The 24436-nt window shown below is 54.5% G+C and carries 22 protein-coding genes; 9 read left to right on the forward strand and 13 right to left on the reverse strand.

Annotation, left to right across the window (positions count from 1 at the left end; all coding sequences use genetic code 11):
• Window positions 1-6: 6 nt before the first annotated feature.
• The gene (locus KKH3_RS15105) at window positions 7-2040 is read right to left on the reverse strand and encodes an ankyrin repeat domain-containing protein (RefSeq protein ID WP_244881184.1); all 2034 of its coding nucleotides are present in this window, start codon (window positions 2038-2040) and stop codon (window positions 7-9) included.
• Between the two features lie 175 nt (window positions 2041-2215).
• Here KKH3_RS15105 and KKH3_RS15110 point away from each other — a divergent pair, with 175 nt between their 5' ends.
• Window positions 2216-2551, forward strand: coding sequence for a 5-carboxymethyl-2-hydroxymuconate Delta-isomerase (locus tag KKH3_RS15110; protein WP_039361078.1), 336 nt, complete (start codon window positions 2216-2218; stop codon window positions 2549-2551).
• Between the two features lie 77 nt (window positions 2552-2628).
• Here KKH3_RS15110 and frsA read toward each other — a convergent pair whose 3' ends face one another.
• Together frsA and gpt are read right to left on the reverse strand one after the other, a co-directional pair.
• The gene (gene frsA / locus KKH3_RS15115; protein WP_039361081.1) at window positions 2629-3876 is read right to left on the reverse strand and encodes an esterase FrsA; all 1248 of its coding nucleotides are present in this window, start codon (window positions 3874-3876) and stop codon (window positions 2629-2631) included.
• A gap of 245 nt (window positions 3877-4121) precedes the next feature.
• Complete coding sequence (gene gpt, locus KKH3_RS15120; RefSeq protein ID WP_005975741.1) at window positions 4122-4580, reverse strand: xanthine phosphoribosyltransferase; 459 nt, start codon at window positions 4578-4580, stop codon at window positions 4122-4124.
• A gap of 329 nt (window positions 4581-4909) precedes the next feature.
• On the opposite strand from gpt, the gene pepD reads away from it, so the two are divergent.
• Window positions 4910-6370: a beta-Ala-His dipeptidase gene (gene pepD, locus KKH3_RS15125; RefSeq protein WP_039361084.1), complete on the forward strand. Its 1461-nt coding sequence runs from the start codon at window positions 4910-4912 to the stop codon at window positions 6368-6370.
• A gap of 63 nt (window positions 6371-6433) precedes the next feature.
• Here pepD and dinB read toward each other — a convergent pair whose 3' ends face one another.
• Window positions 6434-7492 carry a DNA polymerase IV gene (dinB, locus tag KKH3_RS15130; protein WP_039361087.1) on the reverse strand — a complete coding sequence of 353 codons (1059 nt, stop codon included), beginning with the start codon at window positions 7490-7492 and terminating at the stop codon, window positions 6434-6436.
• Between the two features lie 75 nt (window positions 7493-7567).
• A complete protein-coding gene (locus KKH3_RS15135) occupies window positions 7568-8368 on the reverse strand; it encodes a helix-turn-helix transcriptional regulator (protein ID WP_039361089.1) in 801 nt (266 codons plus the stop codon).
• 229 nt (window positions 8369-8597) lie between these two features.
• Between KKH3_RS15135 and KKH3_RS15140 the strand changes: the two genes are divergently transcribed.
• Together KKH3_RS15140 and dpaA are read left to right on the forward strand one after the other, a co-directional pair.
• Entirely contained in the window at window positions 8598-9368 is a 771-nt protein-coding gene (locus KKH3_RS15140; RefSeq protein WP_039362496.1) for a class I SAM-dependent methyltransferase, read from the forward strand.
• Window positions 9369-9626: 258 nt separating this feature from the next.
• On the forward strand, window positions 9627-10361 hold the full coding sequence (gene dpaA / locus KKH3_RS15145) for a peptidoglycan meso-diaminopimelic acid protein amidase (RefSeq protein ID WP_039361091.1): 735 nt from the start codon (window positions 9627-9629) through the stop codon (window positions 10359-10361).
• Here dpaA and KKH3_RS15150 read toward each other — a convergent pair.
• Window positions 10332-11099 carry a class II glutamine amidotransferase gene (locus KKH3_RS15150; RefSeq protein WP_039361094.1) on the reverse strand — a complete coding sequence of 256 codons (768 nt, stop codon included), beginning with the start codon at window positions 11097-11099 and terminating at the stop codon, window positions 10332-10334. The two genes, dpaA and KKH3_RS15150, sit on opposite strands and share 30 nt — an antisense overlap.
• A 50-nt stretch (window positions 11100-11149) precedes the next feature.
• Window positions 11150-11731, reverse strand: a complete 582-nt coding sequence (lpcA, locus tag KKH3_RS15155; RefSeq protein ID WP_005975726.1) for a D-sedoheptulose 7-phosphate isomerase — start codon at window positions 11729-11731, stop codon at window positions 11150-11152.
• Between the two features lie 354 nt (window positions 11732-12085).
• Between lpcA and fadE the strand changes: the two genes are divergently transcribed.
• Both fadE and yajD read left to right on the forward strand, forming a co-directional pair.
• The gene (gene fadE / locus KKH3_RS15160; RefSeq protein ID WP_039361097.1) at window positions 12086-14533 is read left to right on the forward strand and encodes an acyl-CoA dehydrogenase FadE; all 2448 of its coding nucleotides are present in this window, start codon (window positions 12086-12088) and stop codon (window positions 14531-14533) included.
• Window positions 14534-14852: 319 nt separating this feature from the next.
• Window positions 14853-15203 (forward strand): HNH nuclease YajD, encoded by a 351-nt coding sequence (gene yajD / locus KKH3_RS15165; protein WP_010282592.1) that lies wholly within the window; start codon window positions 14853-14855, stop codon window positions 15201-15203.
• Between the two features lie 61 nt (window positions 15204-15264).
• Here the strand turns inward: yajD and mtnK are convergent, their stop codons facing one another.
• Complete coding sequence (gene mtnK / locus KKH3_RS15170) at window positions 15265-16467, reverse strand: S-methyl-5-thioribose kinase (protein WP_039361100.1); 1203 nt, start codon at window positions 16465-16467, stop codon at window positions 15265-15267.
• A 152-nt stretch (window positions 16468-16619) separates the two neighbouring features.
• On the opposite strand from mtnK, the gene mtnA reads away from it, so the two are divergent.
• Window positions 16620-17648, forward strand: coding sequence for an S-methyl-5-thioribose-1-phosphate isomerase (gene mtnA, locus KKH3_RS15175; protein ID WP_039361103.1), 1029 nt, complete (start codon window positions 16620-16622; stop codon window positions 17646-17648).
• A 317-nt stretch (window positions 17649-17965) separates the two neighbouring features.
• Here the strand turns inward: mtnA and KKH3_RS15180 are convergent, their stop codons facing one another.
• From KKH3_RS15180 to KKH3_RS15190, 3 genes are read right to left on the reverse strand one after another with little or no spacing between them, the layout of a single operon-like run.
• Window positions 17966-18511: a 1,2-dihydroxy-3-keto-5-methylthiopentene dioxygenase gene (locus tag KKH3_RS15180; RefSeq protein WP_039361106.1), complete on the reverse strand. Its 546-nt coding sequence runs from the start codon at window positions 18509-18511 to the stop codon at window positions 17966-17968.
• On the reverse strand, window positions 18508-19197 hold the full coding sequence (gene mtnC, locus KKH3_RS15185; RefSeq protein WP_039361108.1) for an acireductone synthase: 690 nt from the start codon (window positions 19195-19197) through the stop codon (window positions 18508-18510). Before mtnC ends, KKH3_RS15180 begins: the two co-directional genes overlap by 4 nt.
• The gene (locus KKH3_RS15190) at window positions 19194-19811 is read right to left on the reverse strand and encodes a methylthioribulose 1-phosphate dehydratase (RefSeq protein WP_039361112.1); all 618 of its coding nucleotides are present in this window, start codon (window positions 19809-19811) and stop codon (window positions 19194-19196) included. Before KKH3_RS15190 ends, mtnC begins: the two co-directional genes overlap by 4 nt.
• 190 nt (window positions 19812-20001) lie before the next feature.
• Here KKH3_RS15190 and KKH3_RS15195 point away from each other — a divergent pair, with 190 nt between their 5' ends.
• Complete coding sequence (locus KKH3_RS15195) at window positions 20002-21159, forward strand: pyridoxal phosphate-dependent aminotransferase (protein ID WP_039361114.1); 1158 nt, start codon at window positions 20002-20004, stop codon at window positions 21157-21159.
• Entirely contained in the window at window positions 21147-21914 is a 768-nt protein-coding gene (locus KKH3_RS15200) for an amidohydrolase (RefSeq protein WP_039361117.1), read from the forward strand. Before KKH3_RS15195 ends, KKH3_RS15200 begins: the two co-directional genes overlap by 13 nt.
• On the opposite strand, the gene hpxK is transcribed toward KKH3_RS15200, so the two are convergent.
• Entirely contained in the window at window positions 21904-23190 is a 1287-nt protein-coding gene (gene hpxK, locus KKH3_RS15205; protein ID WP_039361118.1) for an allantoate amidohydrolase, read from the reverse strand. The genes KKH3_RS15200 and hpxK overlap by 11 nt on opposite strands.
• Window positions 23187-24431 carry a pyridoxal-phosphate-dependent aminotransferase family protein gene (locus tag KKH3_RS15210; RefSeq protein ID WP_039361121.1) on the reverse strand — a complete coding sequence of 415 codons (1245 nt, stop codon included), beginning with the start codon at window positions 24429-24431 and terminating at the stop codon, window positions 23187-23189. Before KKH3_RS15210 ends, hpxK begins: the two co-directional genes overlap by 4 nt.
• Window positions 24432-24436 lie beyond the last annotated feature (5 nt).

The following is a 24436-nucleotide window of genomic DNA, read 5'->3' on the forward strand; positions in this document are numbered from 1 at the left end:
ACGTCCTTATAGCGGCCACGAATGATGGGAAGACGACGACTCACCAGCACTGAGTCGCCCAATCTGTTGGCGTAGCTGATCGGAGAAATAGCAGTAGCGGTTGCCCTGCGCCAGCCAGTCCAGTAGCCGATGCATGTCATCCAGACTGGGAGACAGTATCTCCAGTAGCGCTTTGAACACCGCTTCGTGTTTATTGCGAATACAGCGAACCAGCAGATCGTTACCCTCTTCATCCACCCGCGCGATCGTCACGCCATATTGATGAAGCAGGGTCACAATTCGCGCCGCCGCCGCATCGGCGCGGTATAGCGCACAGCGCAGGGGAGTCATGCCGTTGGCACTGCGGGCATGCGGGTTGGCTCCCCGCGCCAGCAATACCTCAGCACACTTCGCTTCGCCATAGTAAGCCGCGCACATGAGCGGCGTGAATTGCTCATCAATCGAGAACTCATCAATATTCGCGCCGTTATCCAGCAGTACCGCGACGGTTTCAGCACGTCGCTCTGGCGTCAATGCTTCATCGCTATATAGGCTGATGGTTTTATGCAGAACAGGGGAATTGTCGAACCCACTCAGAGTGTGAATATCCACACCGTGCGCAATAAGCCATTGTAAAACCAGTGGTCGTGAGCCTATTCCCGCAGCGGCTGTCGTGTTGATCAGGTAGGCATTAGTCGCGTGCAAATCCATACCGTGTTCGTAGAGGTAATTCATCACCTGAAGCAGCACTTCTTCATGTGTCGAACGATAGCCACGCTGAAGCAGCGTAATGCAGAGCGGTTCGCTGACCGCACTTTTCTTCACGTTGAAATTCGCACCATGCGCCACCAGTAAATCCAGTAGGTCGGGACGAAAGTTATTCTGCGACACCATTTCAACACAAACGAGGTAAAGCAATGACCAGTTCCGCATTTCATAGCTGTGCCCTCCACTCATCTTATCGACCAGAGGCGATGCGCCGTATTGCAGCAACAGGCTCATGGCATCGTAAAAATAAGGGTAATAATCGGGTTCACTCAGCGCCTTGATCAGACGGTTGTCCACAAACTGCATCATGGTCGAGCTACCGACGTCGGGATACGCATCCGCCTCCCACCCGTCCCGTTTTTTCCGGCCAGAAGAAATGAACAGGGAATACGGACGATCGATATCTGCCGTTTTCTGCATAATCCGCTCCGCCAGATCGAGCGAATAACGGTTAAGCAAAGCATCCAGAACAAAGCTGTAGTGGCTTAAATCGCAGCGGATATCAGGGCAGGTATCCAGCAAACATTCACAGAGGCGTTCGTCCGCAGCGTAGAAAATAGCCATTTCTAAGAGTGACCCATCGGTACGGATCTTCTTATCTTCGGAAAGAATGACTCCCGGTTCACGATAGGCCGATCCCCCCGCCCGTTTCACGATCTGCTGAAAAAGCGGCAATGGAAGCCACTCGCTTTTATAGTTAAAGAGGCGTTCAAAAATGCCGGTTTCGGCGAAATGAATCGGGATATCGAGCTGAAAGATGTGCTCCAACAGGCTCACATCCTTCTCACACATCACGATCTCGATCGGAAAGCTGGTCTCCAGTGATGTCCAGAAAATGGTTTCACGATTAAGATCCAAGCCGTAGCGTAACAACAGATCGAGCATTTGCTTACGCTGGTCGTCGGTGTAGGTATGTCGATCCTGTGGGCAGTACAGATAATTCAGCCATGAATTGCTGAAAAAATTGAGGTAGTGCACATCAGCGCCGTACTGAAGATAGAGCTCGGCCAGTTCCAGATGGAAAAACTCGATCGCATTATGCAATGCGCTGAATCCTCCGGGTTGTTCAATAAAAGCCCCTTTATCCAGCAGGTAACGGACCAGTTCAATATCCGGCGCGTCCGTCTTGACCGTTAGCAAACCGAGTACATTAGCAGTATGGCGTTGCCTTTCATTGATGCTGCCGCCCTGTGCCAGAAAGCGGTCGATTTGTCGTTTTTTCTTTTCCAGAGGTAGGTCTGAACAACAGATGTCATGCAGACTTTGCTGCTGACGAGAAAATATTCCCCACATCATTGTATCCCTCAACGATCCCAAACGGGTAAAAATGATAATTTATCAATTACCTGCGATGATAACGCACATCCATACTCTTGTCCGGCGGGCTTGCCTAAAAACAGTTGCCGAGCGACGCCGCGTACTGAATACTCAGGTCTCTTCGTTTTTGTTAATTGAGAAATGACACCTCATGCCACATTGTATCGCCGAACATTCCTCAAACATTGATGTAAATTCCCTACTCCCTGCGATCTACCACGGTGCGCTCGAATCCGGTTTATTTGCCAGTGACGGCAGTGACATCAAAGTCAGATCCCTTGCTTACGACAGCTATACAACAGGGGGGAAACGAGCCAGCTTTATTCATGTGGCAATCAAGGTGCTTTCTGGACAGACGGGGGAGCAGAAAAGTAATCTCTCCAATCTGGTACTTCAGAAGATCGAAGCACTTGGATTGAAGAATCTGTCAGTTACGGTTGAGGTAATTGATATGGACAGACTTTGCTACGCCAAACAGATCCTGTAATCAGCGATCATCATCTGGCAGAAACAACGATCTGTGCCGAGAAGATTCTGCCTGCACAGATCGTACGTTACGTCCTTCTACACTTTATCCTGTAACCATCTGCTGATTTGCTGTAGTGCGCGGTCGAAGTTCTGGTATACCGGAGAAAAATTAACTGGCAGCAGCTTCCCTTGTGCGGATGAATTCACAATCAAACTTGCCTCTTCTTTCGGGCATAGCGGATCGTTTTCCCAGTAACCGGCCAGCATCGGCGTCGGGCAGCGGCGCCCTAACAGCCCCTGTGTTTTCAGCGAATAACGCCCCAGTTCGGTTTTCAGCGAAGTATCCGTCGAGAACGGCATACCCAGCCGGCTCGCCAGCACATCCATAAACATATCCGGCACCTGCTGTTGGCGATTCTGATCGCTTAACAGATGGTGCACTATCGGGCCAAGGCAGGCCACACCGCGCAAGCGCTGCGATTCCAGATACGCCAGCCGAACGGCGATATTGGCCCCAAAACGGAAGCCAAACGCAACAACGCGGGTGTGATCGATCCACGGGACATCAGGCAACGCGCGCAACACCTGCTGATGCAGGAAACTGGAATCCTGAGTCAGCTTCCAGCGGGAAGAAAATCCAACGGAGGGGACATCAATCGTCAGCATTGCCATGCCCGCTGGCGCAAAATAGTCCTGAAACAGGCGATGATAATCACTCTGCAACATTTCCAGACTACCGCACATCAGAACAGTTGGGAAAGGCGCTTTCGCCTGCGATGGCATATGCAGAAAACCGGTCAGCGTGCCGCCGCCAGCAATCGGGAAGGTCAGTTCTTTGAGTTCGTAAGGTAGATACTTGGCGGCTTCTTCATAGGCGCGGTTTGCCAGCGTTTGCGCCTGCTCCGCCAGCTCATCACCTTTAATATGCGGATAGGCAGCAATACTGTAGAGGTTGGCTGCGTTCAGCCAGAACTGCCCAGTTTGCGCATCATTGCCGCTTTCTGTTGCCCGCTGCTGCCAGTCTGCGCCCTGCTTCGCCCATTCATAAATCCAGTTACCGCCCCGGTAGCCGATGACCGTATCGAGCAGTTGCTCGTTGCTTCTGTCAGCCTTACTGACAGCAATACGCGACAGCACATCTTCGATCTCCCACGGATCGACGCCACGCCAAATCCACATCAGCCGGTTGATCATCCGATACCAACTACGGGTCTTCTCCCCTTCCAGCGTAGAATGCAGCCCCTGCACATCCTGACTATTCCGCGTACGTCTGACCAACGTCGAGGTTTCTGGATGTTTAAAGGATGGTTTGAATAGCGTTTCAGACAGGTTAGCTTGCGCCACAGCAGCCTCCGTTAATGTAAACCGCTGTCAGCGGACATCAGACGACTTTTTCGTCACCCGCTAAAGTGTAACGAACTCAGGCCAGAGAAGACAAATATCAACGGCAGAAACACACGATCGGATCAAATCCTGTGGCAGAAATACTGACCGTTCAGAAACAACAGTCGCCAGAAATTACCATCGTCACAAATACCCATCGTCAAAAACAACAATGCCCGGCTAAACCGGGCATTGGTAGAAATCGATTAGCGGCCAGACAACGGCGGAACAAAGACCACGCCCATATCCCACGGCTGTTCAATCCAGGTGTCCTGCGGGATATCAATCACGTAGTCATCGACTAGCGGTTGGCCAGCAGGTTTCGCGAAAATAGTCACAAAGTGCGCTTTCGGGTACATGTCACGAATCGCCTTCGCCGTACCACCGGTATCAACCAGATCGTCAACCACGATGAATCCTTCGCCATCTCCCTCGGCACGCTTGATGACTTTCATTTCGCGTTGGTTGTCGTGGTCATAGCTGGAAATGCAAACGGTATCAACGTGACGAATGCCCAGTTCACGCGCCAGCAGCGCGCCAGGAACCAGACCGCCGCGACTGACGGCAATGATGCCTTTCCATTGATCGGCAGGCAGTAAACGCTGTGCCAGTTTGCGGGCATGAATTTGCAACATATCCCAGGTTACGACGTACTTTTCGCTCATAAAATATATCCCAGCCGAATAAAAAACGGCTTAAGTTGAGTCTGAGGGGGGAAAAAGGTTGCGCGAGATTATAGATAGCCAACAACATAAAAACCAGTTTTTCTCAACGCGAGAATCGAGTTTTTCCTGTTAACCTGCGCCCTGCCGAGCCCATTGGCGCATATTGCAGCAGGAAAAATAAGACAGCGCCGACGGCAATTCCCCTGCTTTGATGGAAAATGATATTCTGTTGTGACACGCCATGTTCCGTGGCTAACTGCGATCAACTTTTAACCTGTAGCCCCTGCACGCCAGAATGCGCATAAGGGGCTAAAAAGGAGACTGAAATAGTGTCTGAATTGTCTCAACTGTCCCCCCAGCCTCTGTGGGATATTTTCGCCAAGATCTGTTCCATCCCGCACCCGTCTTATCATGAAGAAGCACTGGCCGCGCACATTCTGGAATGGGCTAAAGAGAAAGGCATCTATACCGAGCGCGATCAGGTCGGCAATATTCTGCTGCGCAAAGCGGCAACCGCAGGCATGGAAAATCGCAAGCCTGTCGTGTTACAGGCGCATCTGGATATGGTGCCGCAGAAAAACAACGACACCGTACACGATTTCACTACCGATCCGATCCAACCTTACGTTGACGGTGAGTGGCTGAAAGCACGCGGCACCACGCTGGGTGCGGATAACGGGATTGGTATGGCTTCAGCGCTGGCAGTGCTGGCCGATCCAAGCGTCGAGCACGGCCCGCTGGAAGTGCTGCTGACCATGACGGAAGAAGCCGGTATGGATGGCGCGTTTGGCCTGCAACCTAACTGGCTTCAGGGCGAAATCCTGATCAATACCGATTCGGAAGAAGAAGGCGAGATCTACATGGGTTGCGCTGGCGGTATTGATTTCATTACCCGTCTGCCGCTGGTGCGCGAACTGCCACCTGCTGGTTACCACACGCTCAAGCTGACGATCAAAGGGCTGAAAGGCGGCCACTCTGGCGGTGACATCCATTTGGGGCTGGGCAACGCCAACAAACTGCTGGCACGTTTCCTGTTCGAGCAGGCGCAAGCGCTGGATATCCGCATTCTCGATCTGAACGGTGGGACGCTGCGTAACGCGATTCCGCGTGAAGCCTTCGCCACGCTGTCATTGCCTGCCGCTAACGTCGAGCAGTTGAAAGCGCTGAGCCAGGACTATCTGGCCGTGCTGAAAAATGAACTGTCCGCCGTTGAGAAAAACGTGACCATATTGGTGGAAGCCAGCGACAGCAACGAGCACCCGCTGACACAGGACAGCCGCGATCGCCTGCTGGCACTGCTCAACGCCACGCCGAACGGCGTGATCCGCATGAGCGACGAAGTTAAAGGCGTGGTAGAAACGTCGCTGAACCTCGGCGTTGTCACGATGGAAGACGATCACGCGGAAATTATCTGCCTGATTCGTTCACTGATCGACAGCGGCAAAGACGCCGTCGTTGGTACGCTGACGGCGCTGGGCCAGTTGGCAGGCGCGAAAACATCACCGAAAGGCGGCTACCCTGGCTGGCAGCCGGATGCCCATTCGCCGGTCATGGCGCTGGTGCGTGAAACGTACCAGAAGCTGTTCAACAAGACGCCGAACATCATGGTCATTCACGCGGGTCTGGAATGTGGTCTGTTCAAGAAACCGTACCCAGACATGGATATGGTTTCCATCGGGCCGACCATCACCGGGCCACACTCCCCGGATGAGCAAGTGCATATCGGCAGCGTCGATCTGTACTGGAAATTACTGACAGCGCTGCTGAAAGCCATTCCGCCACGCGCTTAATCGCACCGCGGTAAACACAGAGGCGACGGATATCCGTCGCCTTTTTATTTCCAGCCCACCTTATTACCCCCAATCAAACACCAGCTGTCGCTCAATTTGCGGGTCGAGCAACGTCACATGTAGCCCAACCAGCCGGACGCCTCTGGATTTACGCCGCTCCTGCCAGGTTTGCTGCGCAATCTTCAACAGATCTTGTTTATTCAATATTGGCCACACATGCTCCTGCGTCGTTTGCTGAAAATCATCAAACTTGAGTTTGACGCCCTGACGCGCAATATGCAGATCGGGCTTCACCCGTTTCAGGCGGACTTCCAGTTCTTCATAAAGCTGTTCGATCAGGTTTTCACACTGTTCCCAGTCATGAATATCCTGCGCCAGCGTCTTCTCCACGCCGACCGATTTTCTCAGCCGATCGGGTGAAATCCGTCGCTCATCGATCCCCTGACAGCGCTCCCACAGCACACGACCAAATTTACCGAATTCTTTAAGCAAATCCGCCAGCGCATACACCCGAACATCGGCACAGGTATGCAGGCCGCGCTCTTCCAGCCGTTTCGCTGTCACCTTCCCGACACCGGGGATCTTCTCCAGCGGTAGCGCCAGCAGGAAATCATCCACCTGCTCCGGTGTAATCACATATTGTCCATTCGGCTTATTTAACTCAGACGCGATCTTCGCCAGAAACTTGATCGGTGCAATCCCTGCCGAGGCCGTCAGATTCAGTTCATCGGCGATGGTTCGACGGATTTCTTCAGCGATACGCGTCGCCGAACCGTTGCAGTGCGGGCTATCGGTGACATCCAGATAGGCCTCATCCAGAGAAAGGGGTTCAATCAGCGACGTGTAGCGGGAGAAGATTTCGCGGATTTGGCGCGAGGTGGACTTATACACCTCCATGCGCCCAGGCAACAACGTGAGGTGTGGACACAGGCGCAAGGCGGTTGCCGTTGCCATCGCACTGCGAACACCATAGCGTCGGGCAGGATAGTTAGCGGTGCTGATGACGCCACGACGATCGGCGCTCCCGCCAATCGCCAGAGGAATATCGCGCAGGCGCGGGTTATCACGCATCTCAATTGCTGCGTAGAAGCAGTCCATATCAACATGAATGATTTTGCGCATACTGCCCCTCTGACAACACTGTATGAATATACAGATCAAAGTCAGTATAGACAAGCTGCGCGATGTCTGCCGCGTTTACTGGGCGATCAGCATAACCAGCTTAAATTCGCTCTGCACGGCAGGGTGGAAAGTTTGTTGATGATAGGCCACATCGCCAAGCAAAGGATGATGGAAACGTCGCTCGCCGCCTTCACGCGCGGTTACCGCCTGCTGTGACCACCAGAGAGTAAATTCACTACTTTCTTCACACAGCGACATCACGACTTGCCGCACGGATTCAGTCGGCGCGTAATGGCTGGATTCCGCGCGAAACTCCGCCACCACTCGCTTCGCTCGTTCTGGCCAATTGACCACCAGCGATCGTGCCAGCGGATTCAGAAACATGAAACGCAGCAGGTTTGGCTCAGGGTCATGTCCCAGCCATCCGGCAAACAGCTGTTCCGACGGTGCATTCCACGCCAGCATATTCCAACTGCCATCCAGAAGATACGCAGGGCAAGTGATGTGATGCAGGCTGGCGGCAACCTGCGCATCCGGCGACGTTGCCCTATTCTGCTTCTGAGGATCCTTCACACCAGCAAGGCTAAAAAGATAATCATGCTCTGCGGGTTCCAGTTTTAACGCCTGCGACACGCGGAGCAGCGCCGATGCCGAAGCAGACACATCACGCCCCTGCTCAAGCCAGGTATACCAGGTGGTGCTGATTCGAGCGATTTGCGCCAGCTCTTCGCGACGTAGTCCACTGGTACGCCGCCGCCCGGACGCAGGCAAGCCGACCATTTCCGGCGTAGTCCGCTCACGCAGCGCCCGTAAGAAAGCCCCCAACGCTTTTGGGCCGCTCAGAGAATTGGCAGGCATAAACGAATGTGCAGACATAATCAGGTGTCCTTTTCATGTCACGCCTATAGGCAGCTTGCGATGGCGATAGCATGACTGAAAAACAGGTTAATCAAACAGGAAGTATTTTATACCCGTATAAATGCTCATATTGTACCCGTATTTTCCCCTCATTATAGTGTTCTCAGACCGACGTCTTTTTCAGTGGCTGGCGCGCCGCCGTTTAACCATGATGAATCAAAAACAATTCAGATAAGCGAGAGCAATGATGGAAGAGAAACAGAGCCACAGCAGCCGCGTCGAACACCAGTTCGGCTCACAGGCGCAGAACTACCTGACCAGCGCAGTACATGCACAGGGTAATGATTTAACCCGGCTGGCGGCTTTATTAGCCCCGTTCCCACAGGCGCGTGTGATCGATATCGGCTGCGGTGCCGGACATGCCAGCTTTGTCGCCGCGCAGGCCGTCGCCGACGTTGTCGCCTATGACCTGTCTTCCCAAATGTTGGAGGTCGTCAGTCAGGCTGCGGCACAAAAAGGGCTGAATAATATCCGCATTCAGCAAGGCGTGGCCGAAACGTTACCGTTCGATAACGGCAGTGCGGATATCATTATCAGTCGTTATTCCGCCCACCACTGGCATGATGTCGGGCAAGCGTTACGGGAAATACGGCGCGTTCTGAAACCGGGAGGACGCGTGATCATGATGGATGTCGTTTCGCCCGGTCATCCGCTGCTGGATAGTTATTTGCAGACAGTGGAGAAGCTGCGTGACACCTCACACGTGCGCAATTACGCGCCGGGCGAATGGCTGAGCCTGTTTACCGACGCTGGGTTTATCGTGCGTAACGTCACCAGTGACAGACTGACGCTGGAGTTCAGCAGTTGGATCGCACGGATGCGCACACCAGAACATTTCGCTGTCGCGATTCGTGAACTGCAAAAAACGCTGCCGGACGAGGTGGTACAGCATTTTGACGTACAGGCAGACGGCTCCTTTGTCACCGACATTATGATGATAGAAGCCACGCGCGCCTGACGCATTTTCCCTGCAATTAACAACCTCAAATTTGAGCGGCTCGCATCCTGTCGGGCCGTTTTTAGTAAATGTTATTTTTTAGCGCTTTTCAACGCTTGATTAATATGAAACCAATGATAATGTGATTTCGTTTTCGTCATTGCCTATTCGCCGACGAAATAGATACCGATAACGGCTGTCCCAACGCTTTCGCTAAAACATCAGTAGCGCTACAGGGATACCGCATGTAGCACAGCCATTTTATTATCAGGAACCATAATGCAAAAAATCGCGCTGTCGTTTGCGATGTTGTTTTTTTTGCCTTCTCTTGTTGTTACCAGCGCCGCCAGCGAGACCGCACCGCCGCTAGCGCCGATAGCAAAAGAATTAAAACAGCAATTATTAGGCTCTCCGATCTATATTCAGATCTTTAAAGAAGAGCGAATATTCGAACTTTATGCGAAAGTCGGTAACGAATATCGTTTATTGGAACACTATCCAATCTGTAAATATTCGGGCGGATTAGGGCCAAAACGTGTTGAAGGCGATTTAAAAAGCCCGGAAGGTTTCTATCAGGTTGACCTACGCCAGCTGAAGCCAGACAGCCAATATTACCGCGCGATAAATATCGGTTTCCCCAACGACTATGATAAATCACAGGGATATTCCGGTCGTTATTTGATGATCCACGGTGAGTGTGTGTCGGTCGGCTGCTATGCCATGACCAACAACTACATGGACGAGATTTATCGCTATGCTGAAGCGGCGCTACACCACGGACAGGCGAAAATTGATATCGCTATTTATCCGTTCCGTATGACAGAACAGAACATGCAGCGCCACCGTAATTCCACTTATGCCAGTTTCTGGAAACAGCTTCAGCCAGGGTATACCTATTTTAATCAGCATAATCAGCCGCCGGCCGTCACGGTGTTTAACGGGCAATACGTCGTTAACCCACCGTTGATGACCAGCCAGCCGACCTTAAAGTATGCGCTCGCCGAAACAAAATAGAACGAATTCACCTGGCATAATCTGATGCCAGGTTTCGTTGCCCGTTAGCGGCTGTGTCGCCAGCACGGTAACGACATCGTTAGGTGTCGTCTGCTGCTGGAAATCAATCTCCACATCCTGATCCAACAGCGTCGCTTTACCAAACGGCGCACGACGCGTGATCCAGTAGAGTTTGGTTGAGCAATACCCCATCACAAAGCGCCCGTCCGACAGCAGCATGTTAAACACACCTTTCTCCCGCAAGACATCGGCCTGTTTAGCGATGTAGCGGAATACCGCTGGCCAGTTGCCCGGCGTACGTGGGTAGCGTTCAGCCAGTTGGGACAGCAGCCAGCAGAAAGCAAATTCGCTGTCCGTCTGGCCAACGGGGCGAAACATGCCCGTTTTCAAGGTGTTGTAGCCCTTCAACTGCCCGTTGTGAGCGTACGTCCAGTTCCGTCCCCACAGTTCGCGTGTAAAGGGATGGGTATTTTCCAGCGACACCGCGCCGCGGTTGGCTTGCCGGATATGTGAAACCACCGCACACGATTTGATAGGATAATCCTGTACCAGCCGGGCAATCGGCGAATTATAGCTCGGCAGCGGATCTTTGAACGTACGACAGCCGTTCCCTTCATAAAAGGTAATTCCCCAGCCATCCCGATGCGGTCCCGTTTTCCCACCGCGCTGTATCAGCCCGGTGAAGCTAAAGCAGATATCCGTCGGTACATTCGCGCTCATCCCCAGCAGTTCACACATCTGACTTCCTACCCTTCCCTTCTTGCCCTTTTAGAGCGAATTAATGTGGCTTACTGATCCGCCATCTCTTTTTCAATCAGCTGAATCAGGATGTGAATGGCTTTGATATGGATTTCCTGAATGCGGTCGGCATAACCGAAGTGCGGAACACGAATTTCCACGTCGGCCGAACCTGCCATTTTACCGCCGTCTTTCCCGGTCAGCGTAATGACCTTCATGCCTTTCGCTTTTGCCGCCGCAATGGCTTTAATAATGTTGCCGGAGTTACCCGAAGTGGAAATCCCCAGCAGCACATCGCCTTCACGCCCCAGCGATTCAACATAGCGAGAGAAGACAAAGTCATAGCCAAAGTCGTTGCTGACGCAGGACAGGTGGCTCGGATCGGAAATCGCAATGGCTGGATAGCCCGGACGGTTCTCGCGGTAGCGACCCGTCAACTCTTCAGCAAAGTGCATGGCATCACAGTGTGAACCACCGTTACCACAGGAGATCACTTTACCGCCCGCTTTAAACGCGTTAGCCAGCAGCACCGCAGCATTTTGAATCGACTGAATGTTCGCGTCGTCACTCAAGAAATTATTCAGTGTTTCTGCCGCTTCTTTCAGTTCACTACGGATTAAATCCTGATACATGGAATCCTCTCATTTTGTCTGGTGACAACATTCTATTCTGTATTGTTCAGCAGTGTAGCGGATAGTACCAACAGCGAGAAGCGCGTAATCACGGGATCGAGAGGATCGCTGACGCCCGTCAGAAAACGCACGACTGCCGCGCGGTTTGTGAAGTGAGTTGTAATTATGATGTAAACGAATTGATAAAAATAATCAGATAAACTACAACGAATATAAGCAACAGGTCAGACCTCTTAGGGTATTGACCTACTACGCCTTATTTCACTGATGAAACAGTTCTCTCTTTTTACTGCTACGCAACGCTCGGTGGAAAGTTGAAAACGCTCAATTCGATCACAATGCTGGAGACACGTTATGGTTGCTGTCAGTATCCTCCTCCTACTGATTATCATCGGCGCGATGTTTTATCATCGGCTCAGTCTGCTGCTCGGCAGCGCCATCCTGCTGGCCTACTTCGCGGCCATGTCCGCCATGTTGCTGTGGCCCGCCTGGTTGATGATTCCGCTCGTGATTCTGCTGATTCCAATTACGGTTCCCGCCCTGCGTCAAAAGCTGGTTTCCGCTTCCGCGCTGCGCATGTTCCAGAAGGTCATGCCGCCGATGTCGAACACGGAAAAAGAAGCGATTGATGCCGGGACAACCTGGTGGGAAGGCGACCTGTTTCGCGGCGCGCCGGACTGGAAAAAGCTGCATAACTATCCGCAGCCGCAGTTGACCGCCGAAGAGCAGGCGTTTATCGACGGGCCGGTTGCTGAAGCCTGTCGAATGGCAAACGACTTTGAAATCACCCACGAACGCGCCGATATCCCGCCAGAACTGTGGGAATTTTTAAAAGAGCACCGCTTCTTTGCCATGATCATCAAGAAGCAATACGGCGGGCTGGAATTCTCTGCCTATGCACAAGCACAGGTGCTGCAAAAACTGGCGGGCGTTTCCAGCATTGTGGCGATCACCGTCGGCGTGCCTAACTCACTCGGCCCCGGTGAATTGCTGCAACATTACGGTACAGAAGCGCAAAAAGACCACTACCTGCCACGTCTGGCACGCGGCCAGGAAGTCCCCTGCTTTGCGCTGACCAGCCCAGAAGCGGGTTCTGATGCGGGTTCGATTCCCGATACGGGCATAGTCTGCTACGGCAACTGGCAAGGGGAACAGGTCGTGGGCATGCGCCTGACCTGGAATAAACGCTACATCACGCTCGCCCCCGTCGCCACCGTGCTTGGGCTGGCCTTTAAGCTGTACGATCCTGACCATCTGTTAGGCGATAAAGACGACGTAGGCATTACCTGTGCGCTAATTCCGACGGATACTGACGGCGTTAAAATCGGTCGCCGCCATTTCCCATTGAACGTTCCGTTCCAGAACGGCCCGACGCAAGGTGAGAACATTTTTGTTCCGCTGGACTACATCATCGGCGGCGCGAAGATGGCGGGTCAGGGCTGGCGTATGCTGATGGAGTGCCTGTCTGTCGGACGCGGCATTACGCTGCCGTCCAACTCCACCGGTGGGCTGAAGTCGATTGCCCTCGGCATCGGTGCTTACGCCCATATTCGCCGCCAGTTCAAAATCTCCATCGGTAAGATGGAAGGCATCGAAGAGCCGCTGGCACGCATTGCGGGTAACGCTTACGTGATGGACGCCGCCGCCACGCTGATTACCAGCGGCATCATGCAGGGTGAAAAACCGGCAGTGCTCTCCGCTATCGTCAAATATCACTGTACCCACCGGGGTCAGCGCAGTGTGATGGATGCGATGGATATCGCCGGCGGTAAAGGCATTTGTCTTGGCCCGTCCAATTTCCTGGCGCGCAGCTATCAGGGCGCACCGATTGCGATCACCGTGGAAGGGGCGAATATTCTTACGCGCAGCATGATCATCTTCGGACAAGGCGCCATCCGCTGTCACCCTTATGTGCTGGAAGAGATGGCAGCCGCGCAGGAGAATGACGTATCACGCTTTGACCGTTCACTGGTTGGACATATCGGCCACGTCGGCAGCAACACAGTGCGCAGCTTCTGGCTTGGGTTGACCAACGGCCTTCTAAGCCGTGCGCCAGTGAACGACAAAACACGTCGCTACTATCAGCAGCTCAACCGACTAAGCGCGAATCTGGCGCTGCTGGCGGATGTGTCGATGGCGGTATTGGGCGGTAGCCTGAAGCGTCGCGAGCGTATCTCCGCACGTCTGGGGGATATTCTCAGCCAGCTCTATTTAGCTTCCGCGACGCTGAAACGCTATGAGGACGAAGGGCGTCAGAAAGCGGATTTACCGCTGGTGCACTGGGGCGTTCAGGACAGTCTGCATCAGGCCGAGCAGGCGCTGGACGATCTGCTGCGTAACTTCCCGAATCGTGCCGTGGCAGGGCTGCTGACCTTTATTATCTTCCCGCTGGGTCTGCGCTGCGCTGCGCCGTCTGACCGCCTCGACCATGAGGTCGCGAAGATTCTGCAAACGCCATCGGAAACGCGCAGCCGTCTGGGACGCGGCCAATATCTGGTTGCCAGCGAGCACAATCCAGTTGGCCTGCTGGAAGAGGCGCTGCTGGATATTATCGCCGCCGAACCGATTTACCAACGCCTGTCGAAAGCGAGCGACAAGCCGCTGCCGTTCATGCGATTGGATCAGTTGGCAGAACAGGCGCTGATCGAAGGTCAGATTACCGCAGAAGAAGCGGATATTCTGACCAAAGCGGAAGCCAGTCGCTTACGCTCAATCAACGTCGATGACTTTGCGTTCGACGCACTGGCCGCCGGCAACCCTACGCCCGTACCGCAGCCGGAAAGAAAAACCGAAGCAGCATAAACAGCCTTATTTGCGAAATAGGAACGGTGATAATGGAATAGAAGAGTAAAGCGTTTGCGCCATGGACAAAAACGTCAGGAACGTTTTTGAACGTCGCTAGCGACGGCCCTGCAAGGGTGAATCTCAGGGATGAGATTCATATCTGCGCAATCCGAGCGTACAGGGATGTATTCACCGCGTCTTTACGATCTATCCATTATCACCGCTCAACAAGCTTTTTTCAGTAAACTCAGCTCGGTTATACAGGCCTGTTCTTTCTTTTAGATACCCATCAGTTGTAAAATCCACATCATCTTTTCTTCTGAATGAAACCTGACACATGGCTTACATCCCCAAGAACTACGCCAGACTTGAAAGCGGCTACCGCGAAAAAGCGCTCAAACTTTTCCCGTGGGTATGTGGTCGCTGTTCACGCGAATTCGTCTATTCCAACCTGCGTGAACTCACCGTTCACCACATCGATCACGATCACAGTAATAACCCAGAGGATGGCAGTAACTGGGAAATGCTGTGCCTCTACTGCCACGACCACGAGCATTCGAAATATACCGATGCGGATATGTACGGTTCGACCGTCGTTGCAGGTGAAGATGCGCAGAAGGATGTCGGTGTTGCCACCCATAATCCTTTCGCAAATTTGCAGGCCATGATGAATAAAGGGAAGAAATAGTCTGTTTGCCGCTCCCACCGATTCGTTGGCGGGAGCGGTTAACGCATACGTGATTAACGAGTTAGGCGCCGCTCTGCCGCACACGCGCCAGCAGCGCATCCACATCCGCAATATGCGGAGCCGCCAGCACTAACGTTCTGCCCAGCGAAATCGCATGCCGCTGGCACGCTAAACGCGCTTCCGTCTCCTGAATACTGTCCAGATCGGCGACGTGCGCCAGCCCAATCGTGCGGCGAATCAATTCGGTGCCACAATAGCCAACGGCATCCAGCCAGACCTGCTGTAAAAATAGCGCGGCATAACCCGATTCCGCCAGCGCCAGATCGTGGCTTTCGCTTTCGCTCAAGGCCAGAAAACGGGCGGAAAAGGTGTGCCACAGCGTACGGATATCTTCCAAACGCCGTTCACGTCCAGCCGCCGCCTCGCGCGGTGCCAGCAGCCCCGGTAGACCGCAATAATTCAGCAGCAGATTGCCGATTGCGGTGCCGACATCAAAACCGATCGGCCCATAGAAACCGAATTCAGCATCAATAGCCTTTAAGCGCCCCTCTGCCACAAAGATCGATCCACTGTGAATGTCACCGTGCAGCAGCGCCTCAGCCTTGCTCAGGAAGCGGTGTTTCAGCCCGGCAACCGCCAGCTTCAACGCCCGATCGTCACGCAATGCCAGCACATCCGGTGTCAACGCAGCGTCAAACTGGTTTCTTTCGTGATCGATATAAGGGTCGGTAAAGAAAAGATCTTCGGTAATCTGACACAGCTCAGGGTTGGTGAACTGGCTTACCGCCGCTTTCTTCTCATGCGGATGCTGATGAAAATCAGAAGTATGGAATAACGTCTGCGCCAGATATTCCCCCAACTGTGCCGCCGCCTGCGGATAATCCGCGCCGTTAACCAACTCGCTACGCCAGATACGATGATCGGAGAGATCTTCCTGCACCATCACCGCCAATTCAGGATCGTGGTACAGCACGGTCACGGTATGTTGCGGACAAAAACGCGCGTGCGTCAGCAGCGTTTCGGCTTCAATGCGGGCGCGGTCAAGCGTCAGCGGCCAGGACTCCCCGACACAGCGCACATAGGGCAGCGCCTGTTTAACAATAACCCGGCTAACGCCCGTTTCATCTTTAATTTTAAATACCAGATTCAGATTGCCATCGCCGATCTCTTCTGCGGCTACCAGCGTTTGCGGCTGACTGACACCGCCGTGCTGGCGGGCATATTCAACAGCGTCATCCGCCGTAAAAGTGCGGTAAAGTGACATTCCAACTCCTCGCTATTCTGAAATCAAAACCATTCTGTAATCAAAGCTATTCTAAAACCAAAGATACGGACATAAAAACGTTCGGACGTCTATACATCTATCTGGCATCTTGGCAGAATAAGAATATCGATGCAACATGGATTTAACGACCTATGCAGACACTTAACACAACTAGCCTGAAAATCGTTGATAACCAACTGTGGATCCTCGACCAGCAGGCGCTACCACAAGAAAAACGCTGGAGCCCTTGCCCAGATGTCGCGTCATTGGTTGAACATATCCAGACGCTACGCGTACGCGGCGCACCGCTCATTGGCCTGTCCGCCAGCCTGCTGCTCGCGCTGTTGGCCGAGAAAGGGTTATCACAAGCCGAACTGGCGCAGGCGCTAGAGACGCTGCGGGCATCGCGCCCTACCGCCGTGAACCTGATGAACAATCTGGATCGCATGAAGCTGGCATTGGCACAGCCACAGTTTGTTGATGCGTTGGTGCAGGAAGCCTTGCACCTGGTAGAAGAAGATCGCGCCCTGTGTGAACGCATTGCCGATCACGGCGCTGCGCTGGTGAAACCCAACAGCCGCTTGCTGACCCACTGCAACACAGGTGGACTAGCCACGGCAGGCATCGGCACCGCCATTGGTGTGCTGCTGCGTGCCCATCAGCAGGGGAAAGTCGCACAGGTGTGGGTCGATGAAACACGCCCGCTTTTGCAAGGCGGACGTCTCACGGCCTGGGAGCTGGGCGAGCTGAGTATTCCTTATCAACTGATTTGTGATTCGATGGCCGCCAGCCTGATGGCACAGGGTCAGGTCGATGCAATTTGGGTCGGTGCAGACCGCATTGCGGCCAACGGCGATGTCGCCAATAAGATCGGCACCTATAGCCTCGCGGTGCTGGCGCACTACCACCAGATTCCGTTTTACGTCGCGGCACCGCACACCACGCACGATCCCGCGTGCCAAGATGGTCGAGCTATCCCTATCGAACAGCGTGCCGCCGCCGAAGTCACTGGCGTCTCCGGCAGCTTCGGCCACTGCCAGTGGGCACCGCAGAACGCCACCGTCTACAACCCAGCATTCGACGTCACTCCCGCCAACTTAATCAGCGGCTGGGTACTCGACACCGGCGTGGTCACGCCACAAAACGTCAAAGAAGGGATATTTCAGGAGGCGTTGAAATAGGAAAATAAGTTCCAGTGATGCGATTCTTCTTGGCGTAAATAGGCCGAGGAGATGATGGGCTTCTGGATGAGCCGCACGGACGCGGCGAAAGCCAGTGCCGCGTCGGGAGCGCGTCACTGGCGGTCCATCAGAAGAACATTAGCGACGAGGGGACCGCCTCAGCGGCATATTTCTCGCCAAAAGCCAGGGTTCCCAAGGCGACGGCGATTGAGCCGCCCTGGGTCGGGCGTTTCGTAACATGCAACATACAGCGGCAAATGTCGAAACGCACGAAACATACTCGTTCATTCACAGAGCGTTCGTTTACAACAAACGAGCTAGCGCTCCAGCTTCGGATACGCATCGGCGATCTTATCGCCGGTGAAATGCGCTATCCACCCTTCCGGGTTATCAAACAGGCGGATGGCGGTGAAGTGCGGCTCTGGCCCCATATCAAACCAATGTGCCGTGCCTGCGGGTACAGACAGCAGATCGTTTTTCTCACACAGGATCTGGTAAATCTTGCCGTTCAGGTGCAGGCAAAACAGCCCCGCGCCTTCTACAAAAAAACGCACTTCGTCTTCATGGTGGACATGCTCGGATAAAAACTTGGTGCGCAGTTCAGCACGCTGCGGATTATCCGACCGCATGCTGATGACGTCCCAGCTCTGATAGCCTTTTTCTGCCACCAGCTTATCGATTTCATGCTGGTAGGCCGCCAGCACTTCTTCAGACGATGGCGTATCGCTCAGCTTCTGGCTGGCTTCCCAGCGTTCAAAACGTACGCCGATCTCGTTCAGCTGTTTCTGAATCGCATCGGCATCCTGACTTTGCCAAATCGGCTGGCCTGCATCGCTGTCGCTAAAAATGGTTAATCCACTCATTGGGCGTACTCCGGTAAGTCGATCTGGTCAAAACGTGCCACCTGACGGTGACGGCTTACGCTATCCGCATCATCACGGATAAGCTGGCAGGTGTGCCAGCCAGCCTCCTCTGCGGCATCCAGTTCCTGACGAATGTCCGACAGGAACAACAGTTGCTCGGCAGGCAGCCCGATGGTTTGCGCAATCGTGCGATAAGAACCGGTCTCCCGCTTCATACCGACGCGGGTATCAAAATAGTCGCTGAACAGCGGACGCAGGTCACCCGCGTTACTGTAGCCAAACAGCAACTGCTGCGCTTCTACCGAACCTGACGAGTAAACATACAGACGAATTCCCTGCTGCTGCCATGCGGCAAGCTGCGTGGCCACGTCAGGGTACAGATGTCCCTGAAAATCGCCGTTACGATAACCTGCGCGCCAGATAATGCCTTGCAGCTGCTTCAGCGCGGTGGATTTACGATCTTCATCCATAAACTGATTCAGCGCAGTAATCAGTGTGTCGCTATCCGCCTCTGGCTGACCCAATTCCTGACGCAACGCGCCCAGCGCCTGCGCGATCTCCGGATCGCTCCCATGCTGCCGTACGGTGTCGGCCAGACGTTCACGGGCATAGGGGAACAACACGGTGTGAACAAAACGGATGTCGCTGGTGGTACCTTCAATATCCGTCACAATCGCGTTAATCATGCTTTCGCCTCCAGCAATCGACGCTGCAATTCGCACTGGAACAGGAACTCGAGTCCTTCCAGATGACGACGTGCTTCTTTCACCGTCGCGCCCCAGCAATAAAGACCGTGGCCACGCACCAGAAAACCGTAACGTAACGGCGTGTGGCTCGCGTATTCGGTAACCCGCTGTGCCAGTGCCGGAATATCCTGATCGTTATCGAAAATTGGGATCGCCACGCGATCCAAATGGGTAGTCTGCCCCGCCAACGACTTTTGCATTTCGTAGCCGTGCAACACCAGTTCAGCGCCCTTCTCTACCCGAGACAGCACGGTCGCGTTCACCGAGTGCGTATGCAGCACAGCGCCGATCGTCGAGTCACGGCGATACAGCAGCGTGTGCAGCCCGGTTTCCGCCGACGGCGTGCGGCCACTCGGCACATGGTTTGTGGCAATTTCTACCAACAGAAAGTCCTCAGCCTGAAGACTGCCTTTATCTTTACCCGATTCAGTAATCAGGCAGTTTGCTTCATCGAGGCGCACAGACATATTGCCGCCCGTCGCCGGACACCAGCCTTTCTCACCTATCCAGTGGCAGGCCGCAAGCAGCGCCGTCAATTGTTGATTTTCAGTCATGAGGCTTCCCGTTTTTGGTCCATTTTTCGAACAACTTTTTCTGGATACTTTTTGGAGATTTAGACGCTTTCGTTATGTCTTAGTACATAAAAGCATTTAGCCGTTTAAACGTCCAAGCGTCTTGATTGCCAAATACTAACAGCATGTTATATTACCAAGCAATACAGGCTTGCAGGAGTCCTATCCGCTTATGAGCGCCGCGTTAATCCCCGACAGTAAACTGCCTTCGCTGGGCACCACCATCTTTACCCAGATGAGCGCACTGGCCCAACAGCATCAGGCCATCAATCTATCACAAGGTTTCCCTGATTTTGACGGCCCGGACTATTTACAACAGCGGCTGGCATATCACGTCAGTCAGGGCGCAAACCAATATGCGCCGATGACTGGCATTGCACCGCTGCGTCAGGTGATTGCCGAAAAAACCGCAGAGCTGTACGGCTGGCGACCCGATGCCGATAGCGAAGTCACCATCACTGCGGGGGCAACCGAAGCGCTGTTTGCCGCCATTGCGGCGCTGGTGCGACCCGGCGACGAAGTGATTTGTTTCGATCCCAGCTATGACAGCTATGCACCTGCCGTCACACTGGCTGGCGGCGTACTCAAGCGCATCGCCTTGCAGCCGCCTGCATTTCGCGTGGACTGGCCGCATTTTGCCAGTTTGCTAAGCGACCGTACTCGTTTGGTCATCCTGAATACACCGCACAACCCGTCCGCTACCGTTTGGCAGAAGGCCGATTTCGAGCAACTGTGGCAGGCAATTGCGGCGCGTGACATCTTCGTGCTGAGCGATGAAGTCTATGAACATATCTGCTTTGATAGCGCAGGGCACGCCAGCGTGCTGGCACACCCATCGCTGCGCCAACGCGCCATCGCCGTCTCATCATTTGGCAAAACGTTCCACATGACGGGTTGGAAAGTCGGCTACTGCGTCGCACCAGCAGCATTGAGTGCGGAAGTACGGAAGGTTCATCAGTATCTGACGTTCTCCGTGAACACCCCCGCCCAGTTCGCCATCGCCGATATGCTGCGTGAACAGCCACAACACTGGCGCGAACTCCCTGATTTTTACCGTGCGAAGCGCGATCGTTTCATCAAGGCGCTGGCAGGCAGCCGTTTTGACATTCTGCCCTGCGAAGGCACCTACTTCCTGCTGGCGGACTATCGGGCGATTTCCGATCTGGACGATGTCAGCTTCTGCCGTTGGCTGACCGAGCACGTTGGCGTTGCCGCCATTCCGCTGTCCGTCTTTTGCGCCGATCCGTTCCCACACACGTTGATTCGACTATGCTTTGCTAAACAGGAAGCAACGTTGGATGCCGCGGCGGAGCGTTTATGTCGACTTTAAAGATTTCATTGCTGCAACAACCACTGGTCTGGCGTGATGGGGAGGCCAATCTCAGCCACTTCGACACCTTATTGGCGGAGATGACAGGGCGTGATGTCATCGTACTGCCGGAAATGTTCACTACCGGCTTCGCGATGGAAGCCGCCAGAGGCAGTCTGGATCAGTCAGTCGTAGAAGCGTGGCTGCACCAGTGGGCGCGGAAAACCAATGCGCTGATCGGCGGCAGCGTCGCCGTGAACACGCCAAAAGGCGCGGTGAACCGTTTCCTGTTGGTCGATCCACACGGCGAGGTGTATCACTACGATAAACGCCACCTGTTTCGCATGGCGGATGAACACCACCACTATCAGGCGGGAACAGAGCGAGTCATCCTTGAATGGCGCGGCTGGCGCATCTGCCCGATGATCTGCTACGACCTGCGTTTCCCCGTATGGTCGCGCAACAGACAGGATTACGATCTGGCGCTGTATGTCGCTAACTGGCCTGCGCCTCGCGCGACACACTGGCAGACGCTGCTGGCAGCACGCGCCATTGAGAATCAGGCCTACGTTGCAGGCTGTAACCGCGTCGGCACCGACGGCAACGGCCACAGCTACCGTGGCGATAGCCTGATTATTAATGCTCAAGGGGAAATTCTGGCCTCTGCCGCCCCCAACCAGTCCGCCTGTCTGGACGCCGAGCTGTCGCTGGAAGCGCTGCAAAGCTACCGGGAGTCCTTCCCCGCCTGGCGCGATGCCGACCGCTTTACGTTGTAATTAATGTGGCTGTCGCTTGTGCAGAGGCGTGATAGAGCACCGCCTGATAGAACGCCGCTAGCGCCAGCGCGACATCCGCGGTGGTCACGGATTCGTCAGGATGGTGGCTGATACCGCCGCGACAACGAACGAATAACATCGCTACAGGCCAGCGTTCGGCGATAGCGATGGCGTCGTGCCCCGCGCCGCTTGGCAGCATTAGGGTTTTCCCCTGTACCTGCGTCACCGCCTCGTTGAGTACCGACTGCAACGCGGGATCGCAGCGGGTTGCCGCAATACGGTAATACTCTTCGGCGCTGAACTGGCAGCCGCGCTGGTGCGCAATAGCCTGTCCCAGTGTCAGGAGTTTTTGTAGCAATGCATCCAGCGGTGCATCTTCCGGTCCACGAATATCCAGCGTCATCTTCACTTCACCGGGGATGACGTTAGCCGCACCCGGTAAACACTGCAACGTGCCAAACGTCGCGACCAGATGAGGATCGCTTTCTCGCGTTACCCGCTCAGCCTGCGCCATCCAGTCCGCCGCCGCCGCCAGCGCATCCTGTCGCTGCGTCATCGGCACCGTACCCGCATGCCCTGCCAGTCCGAGGAACGTGCAATTGAGTCGCCGCGCACCGTTGATTGCAGTGACCACGCCCAGCGCCAGATCTTGCTGTTCCAAACACGGCCCTTGTTCGATATGCAATTCCAGATAGGCGGTGATGTCACTGACCGGACGCGCCGCCAGCGCCACCTCAAGCGGATCCAACCCCGCAATGGTCAACGCCTGTGCCACACTGATGCCCTCAGCATCCTGACAATCCAGCCAGCTCTCCGGCCAGGTGCCCGTTAGCCCTCGACTGCCCAGCAGCGTAATACCAAAACGCGTCCCTTCCTCATCGCCGAAGCCGATAATTTCCAGCGCTACGGGCAAACGCCTCCCCTGCTGATGAAATGCGCGCACCACTTCAATCGCCGTCAATACGCCCAGCATGCCGTCATATCGTCCGGCATTGCGCACCGTATCCAGATGCGAACCGAGCAGCAGCGCTGGCGCATCCGGTGTTAAGCCTTCATAGCGGCCACAAATATTGCCAACGCTATCCTGCCAGACGTTCATGCCCGCTTCGCGCATCCATTCTCCCACCTGCGCATTGGCACGCAGGTGCTCCAGCGACAGATAAACGCGAGTCAACTGGCCGGGCGTTTCGCTAATGTCGGCCAGCGCATGACAGCGTGACATAATCTGCTCAGCAGCGGCTTGTGCGACAGCGGGCAACATCAGAATTTCACTCATGCATGTCCCTCATTCGCCGCGTAGCAATTCCAGGCAGCCTGCAAGGCTTCGCCTTGTACCGTGCGGAAGCCAAGGCGATTCAGTACCGCCTCCAGTGCCGTCAGCGTTTGCATCACACAGTCTTTCCGCGCGTTATAGCCCATCGTGCCGATACGCCAGATTTTGCCCTGAAGCGGGCCAAACGAGGTGCCAATCTCAATCGCGAAGTCTTCCAGCAGCAGCTTACGCACCTGTTCGCCGTGAACACCGTCAGGAATCACCACGCCCAGCACGTTATTCATTTTGTGTTTAAGATTGCCAAAGGTTTCCAGTCCCATTCCCTGAACCCCCGCCACCAGCGCATTGCCGTGCAGCGCATGGCGAGCAATACTGCGATCCAGCCCTTCCTCGAGGATCGTTCGGGCACACTCGCGGGCGGCGAACAGCATGCTCGTTGCCTCCGTGTGATGGTTCAGGCGTTCCGGCCCCCAGTAGTCCATCACCATGCCCAGATCGAAATAGTTGGAATAGATCATCTCGTCATCGCCGTCCTGATGCGCGTCCGTTCGGATCCCCTGCTCGACACATTTGCGCCGACGGATCACCGTTTCCATTTGCGGGCTGAGCGTGATCGGTGAGCTGCCAGAGGGGCCGCCCAAACACTTCTGCAATCCGGCAGAGACGGCATCCAGCCCCCATTTATCCGTCTCCAGCGGGTTGCCGCCGAAAGACGCGGTGGCATCGGTATAGAACAGTACGCCGTGACGGCGGCAAATCTCGCCCAGTTCCTCCAGCGGTTGCAGCATGGTGGTCGAGGTATCGCCCTGTACCGTCAGCAGTAAACGCGGACGTACCGCTTTGATCGCCTCTTCGATCTGGTCTGGTGAGAACACCTCGCCCCACGGTACTTCGATGGTATGAACGTCAGCACGGCAGCGACGGGCAATCTCGCACAGCAGATGACCAAAACGACCAAACACGGGTACCAGCACCTTGTCTCCGGGGCGGATCGCCGACAGCAGAATCGCTTCAATCCCCGCTCGCGAAGTGCCGTCTACCAGCATCGTCCAGCGGTTTTCCGTGCGGAAAAGCTGGCGATAGAGTTCCATGACCTGATTCATGTAGTTGGTCATCGCAGGGTCATACTGACCGACCAACTGGCTGGCCATTGCCCGTAATACGCGCGGATCGGCGTTGATCGGCCCCGGCCCCATCAATAAACGATGAGGAGGATTAATTTGCGCGTACAGTTCGCTGTTCATGGTTA

It is taken from the genome of Pectobacterium actinidiae (assembly GCF_000803315.1).
GTDB lineage: Bacteria > Pseudomonadota > Gammaproteobacteria > Enterobacterales > Enterobacteriaceae > Pectobacterium > Pectobacterium actinidiae.

Excerpts from the sequence above, each read along its gene's own strand:
- KKH3_RS15105 (WP_244881184.1), bottom strand. The coding sequence starts at position 2,040 with ATGTGGGGAATATTTTCTCGTCAGCAGCAAAGTCTGCATGACATCTGT.
- KKH3_RS15110 (WP_039361078.1), top strand. The coding sequence starts at position 2,216 with ATGCCACATTGTATCGCCGAACATTCCTCAAACATTGATGTAAATTCC.
- gpt (WP_005975741.1), bottom strand. The coding sequence starts at position 4,580 with ATGAGCGAAAAGTACGTCGTAACCTGGGATATGTTGCAAATTCATGCC.
- dinB (WP_039361087.1), bottom strand. The coding sequence starts at position 7,492 with ATGCGCAAAATCATTCATGTTGATATGGACTGCTTCTACGCAGCAATT.
- KKH3_RS15135 (WP_039361089.1), bottom strand. The coding sequence starts at position 8,368 with ATGTCTGCACATTCGTTTATGCCTGCCAATTCTCTGAGCGGCCCAAAA.
- KKH3_RS15140 (WP_039362496.1), top strand. The coding sequence starts at position 8,598 with ATGGAAGAGAAACAGAGCCACAGCAGCCGCGTCGAACACCAGTTCGGC.
- dpaA (WP_039361091.1), top strand. The coding sequence starts at position 9,627 with ATGCAAAAAATCGCGCTGTCGTTTGCGATGTTGTTTTTTTTGCCTTCT.
- KKH3_RS15150 (WP_039361094.1), bottom strand. The coding sequence starts at position 11,099 with ATGTGTGAACTGCTGGGGATGAGCGCGAATGTACCGACGGATATCTGC.
- lpcA (WP_005975726.1), bottom strand. The coding sequence starts at position 11,731 with ATGTATCAGGATTTAATCCGTAGTGAACTGAAAGAAGCGGCAGAAACA.
- fadE (WP_039361097.1), top strand. The coding sequence starts at position 12,086 with ATGGTTGCTGTCAGTATCCTCCTCCTACTGATTATCATCGGCGCGATG.
- yajD (WP_010282592.1), top strand. The coding sequence starts at position 14,853 with ATGGCTTACATCCCCAAGAACTACGCCAGACTTGAAAGCGGCTACCGC.
- mtnK (WP_039361100.1), bottom strand. The coding sequence starts at position 16,467 with ATGTCACTTTACCGCACTTTTACGGCGGATGACGCTGTTGAATATGCC.
- mtnA (WP_039361103.1), top strand. The coding sequence starts at position 16,620 with ATGCAGACACTTAACACAACTAGCCTGAAAATCGTTGATAACCAACTG.
- KKH3_RS15180 (WP_039361106.1), bottom strand. The coding sequence starts at position 18,511 with ATGAGTGGATTAACCATTTTTAGCGACAGCGATGCAGGCCAGCCGATT.
- mtnC (WP_039361108.1), bottom strand. The coding sequence starts at position 19,197 with ATGATTAACGCGATTGTGACGGATATTGAAGGTACCACCAGCGACATC.
- KKH3_RS15190 (WP_039361112.1), bottom strand. The coding sequence starts at position 19,811 with ATGACTGAAAATCAACAATTGACGGCGCTGCTTGCGGCCTGCCACTGG.
- KKH3_RS15195 (WP_039361114.1), top strand. The coding sequence starts at position 20,002 with ATGAGCGCCGCGTTAATCCCCGACAGTAAACTGCCTTCGCTGGGCACC.
- KKH3_RS15200 (WP_039361117.1), top strand. The coding sequence starts at position 21,147 with ATGTCGACTTTAAAGATTTCATTGCTGCAACAACCACTGGTCTGGCGT.
- hpxK (WP_039361118.1), bottom strand. The coding sequence starts at position 23,190 with ATGAGTGAAATTCTGATGTTGCCCGCTGTCGCACAAGCCGCTGCTGAG.
- KKH3_RS15210 (WP_039361121.1), bottom strand. The coding sequence starts at position 24,431 with ATGAACAGCGAACTGTACGCGCAAATTAATCCTCCTCATCGTTTATTG.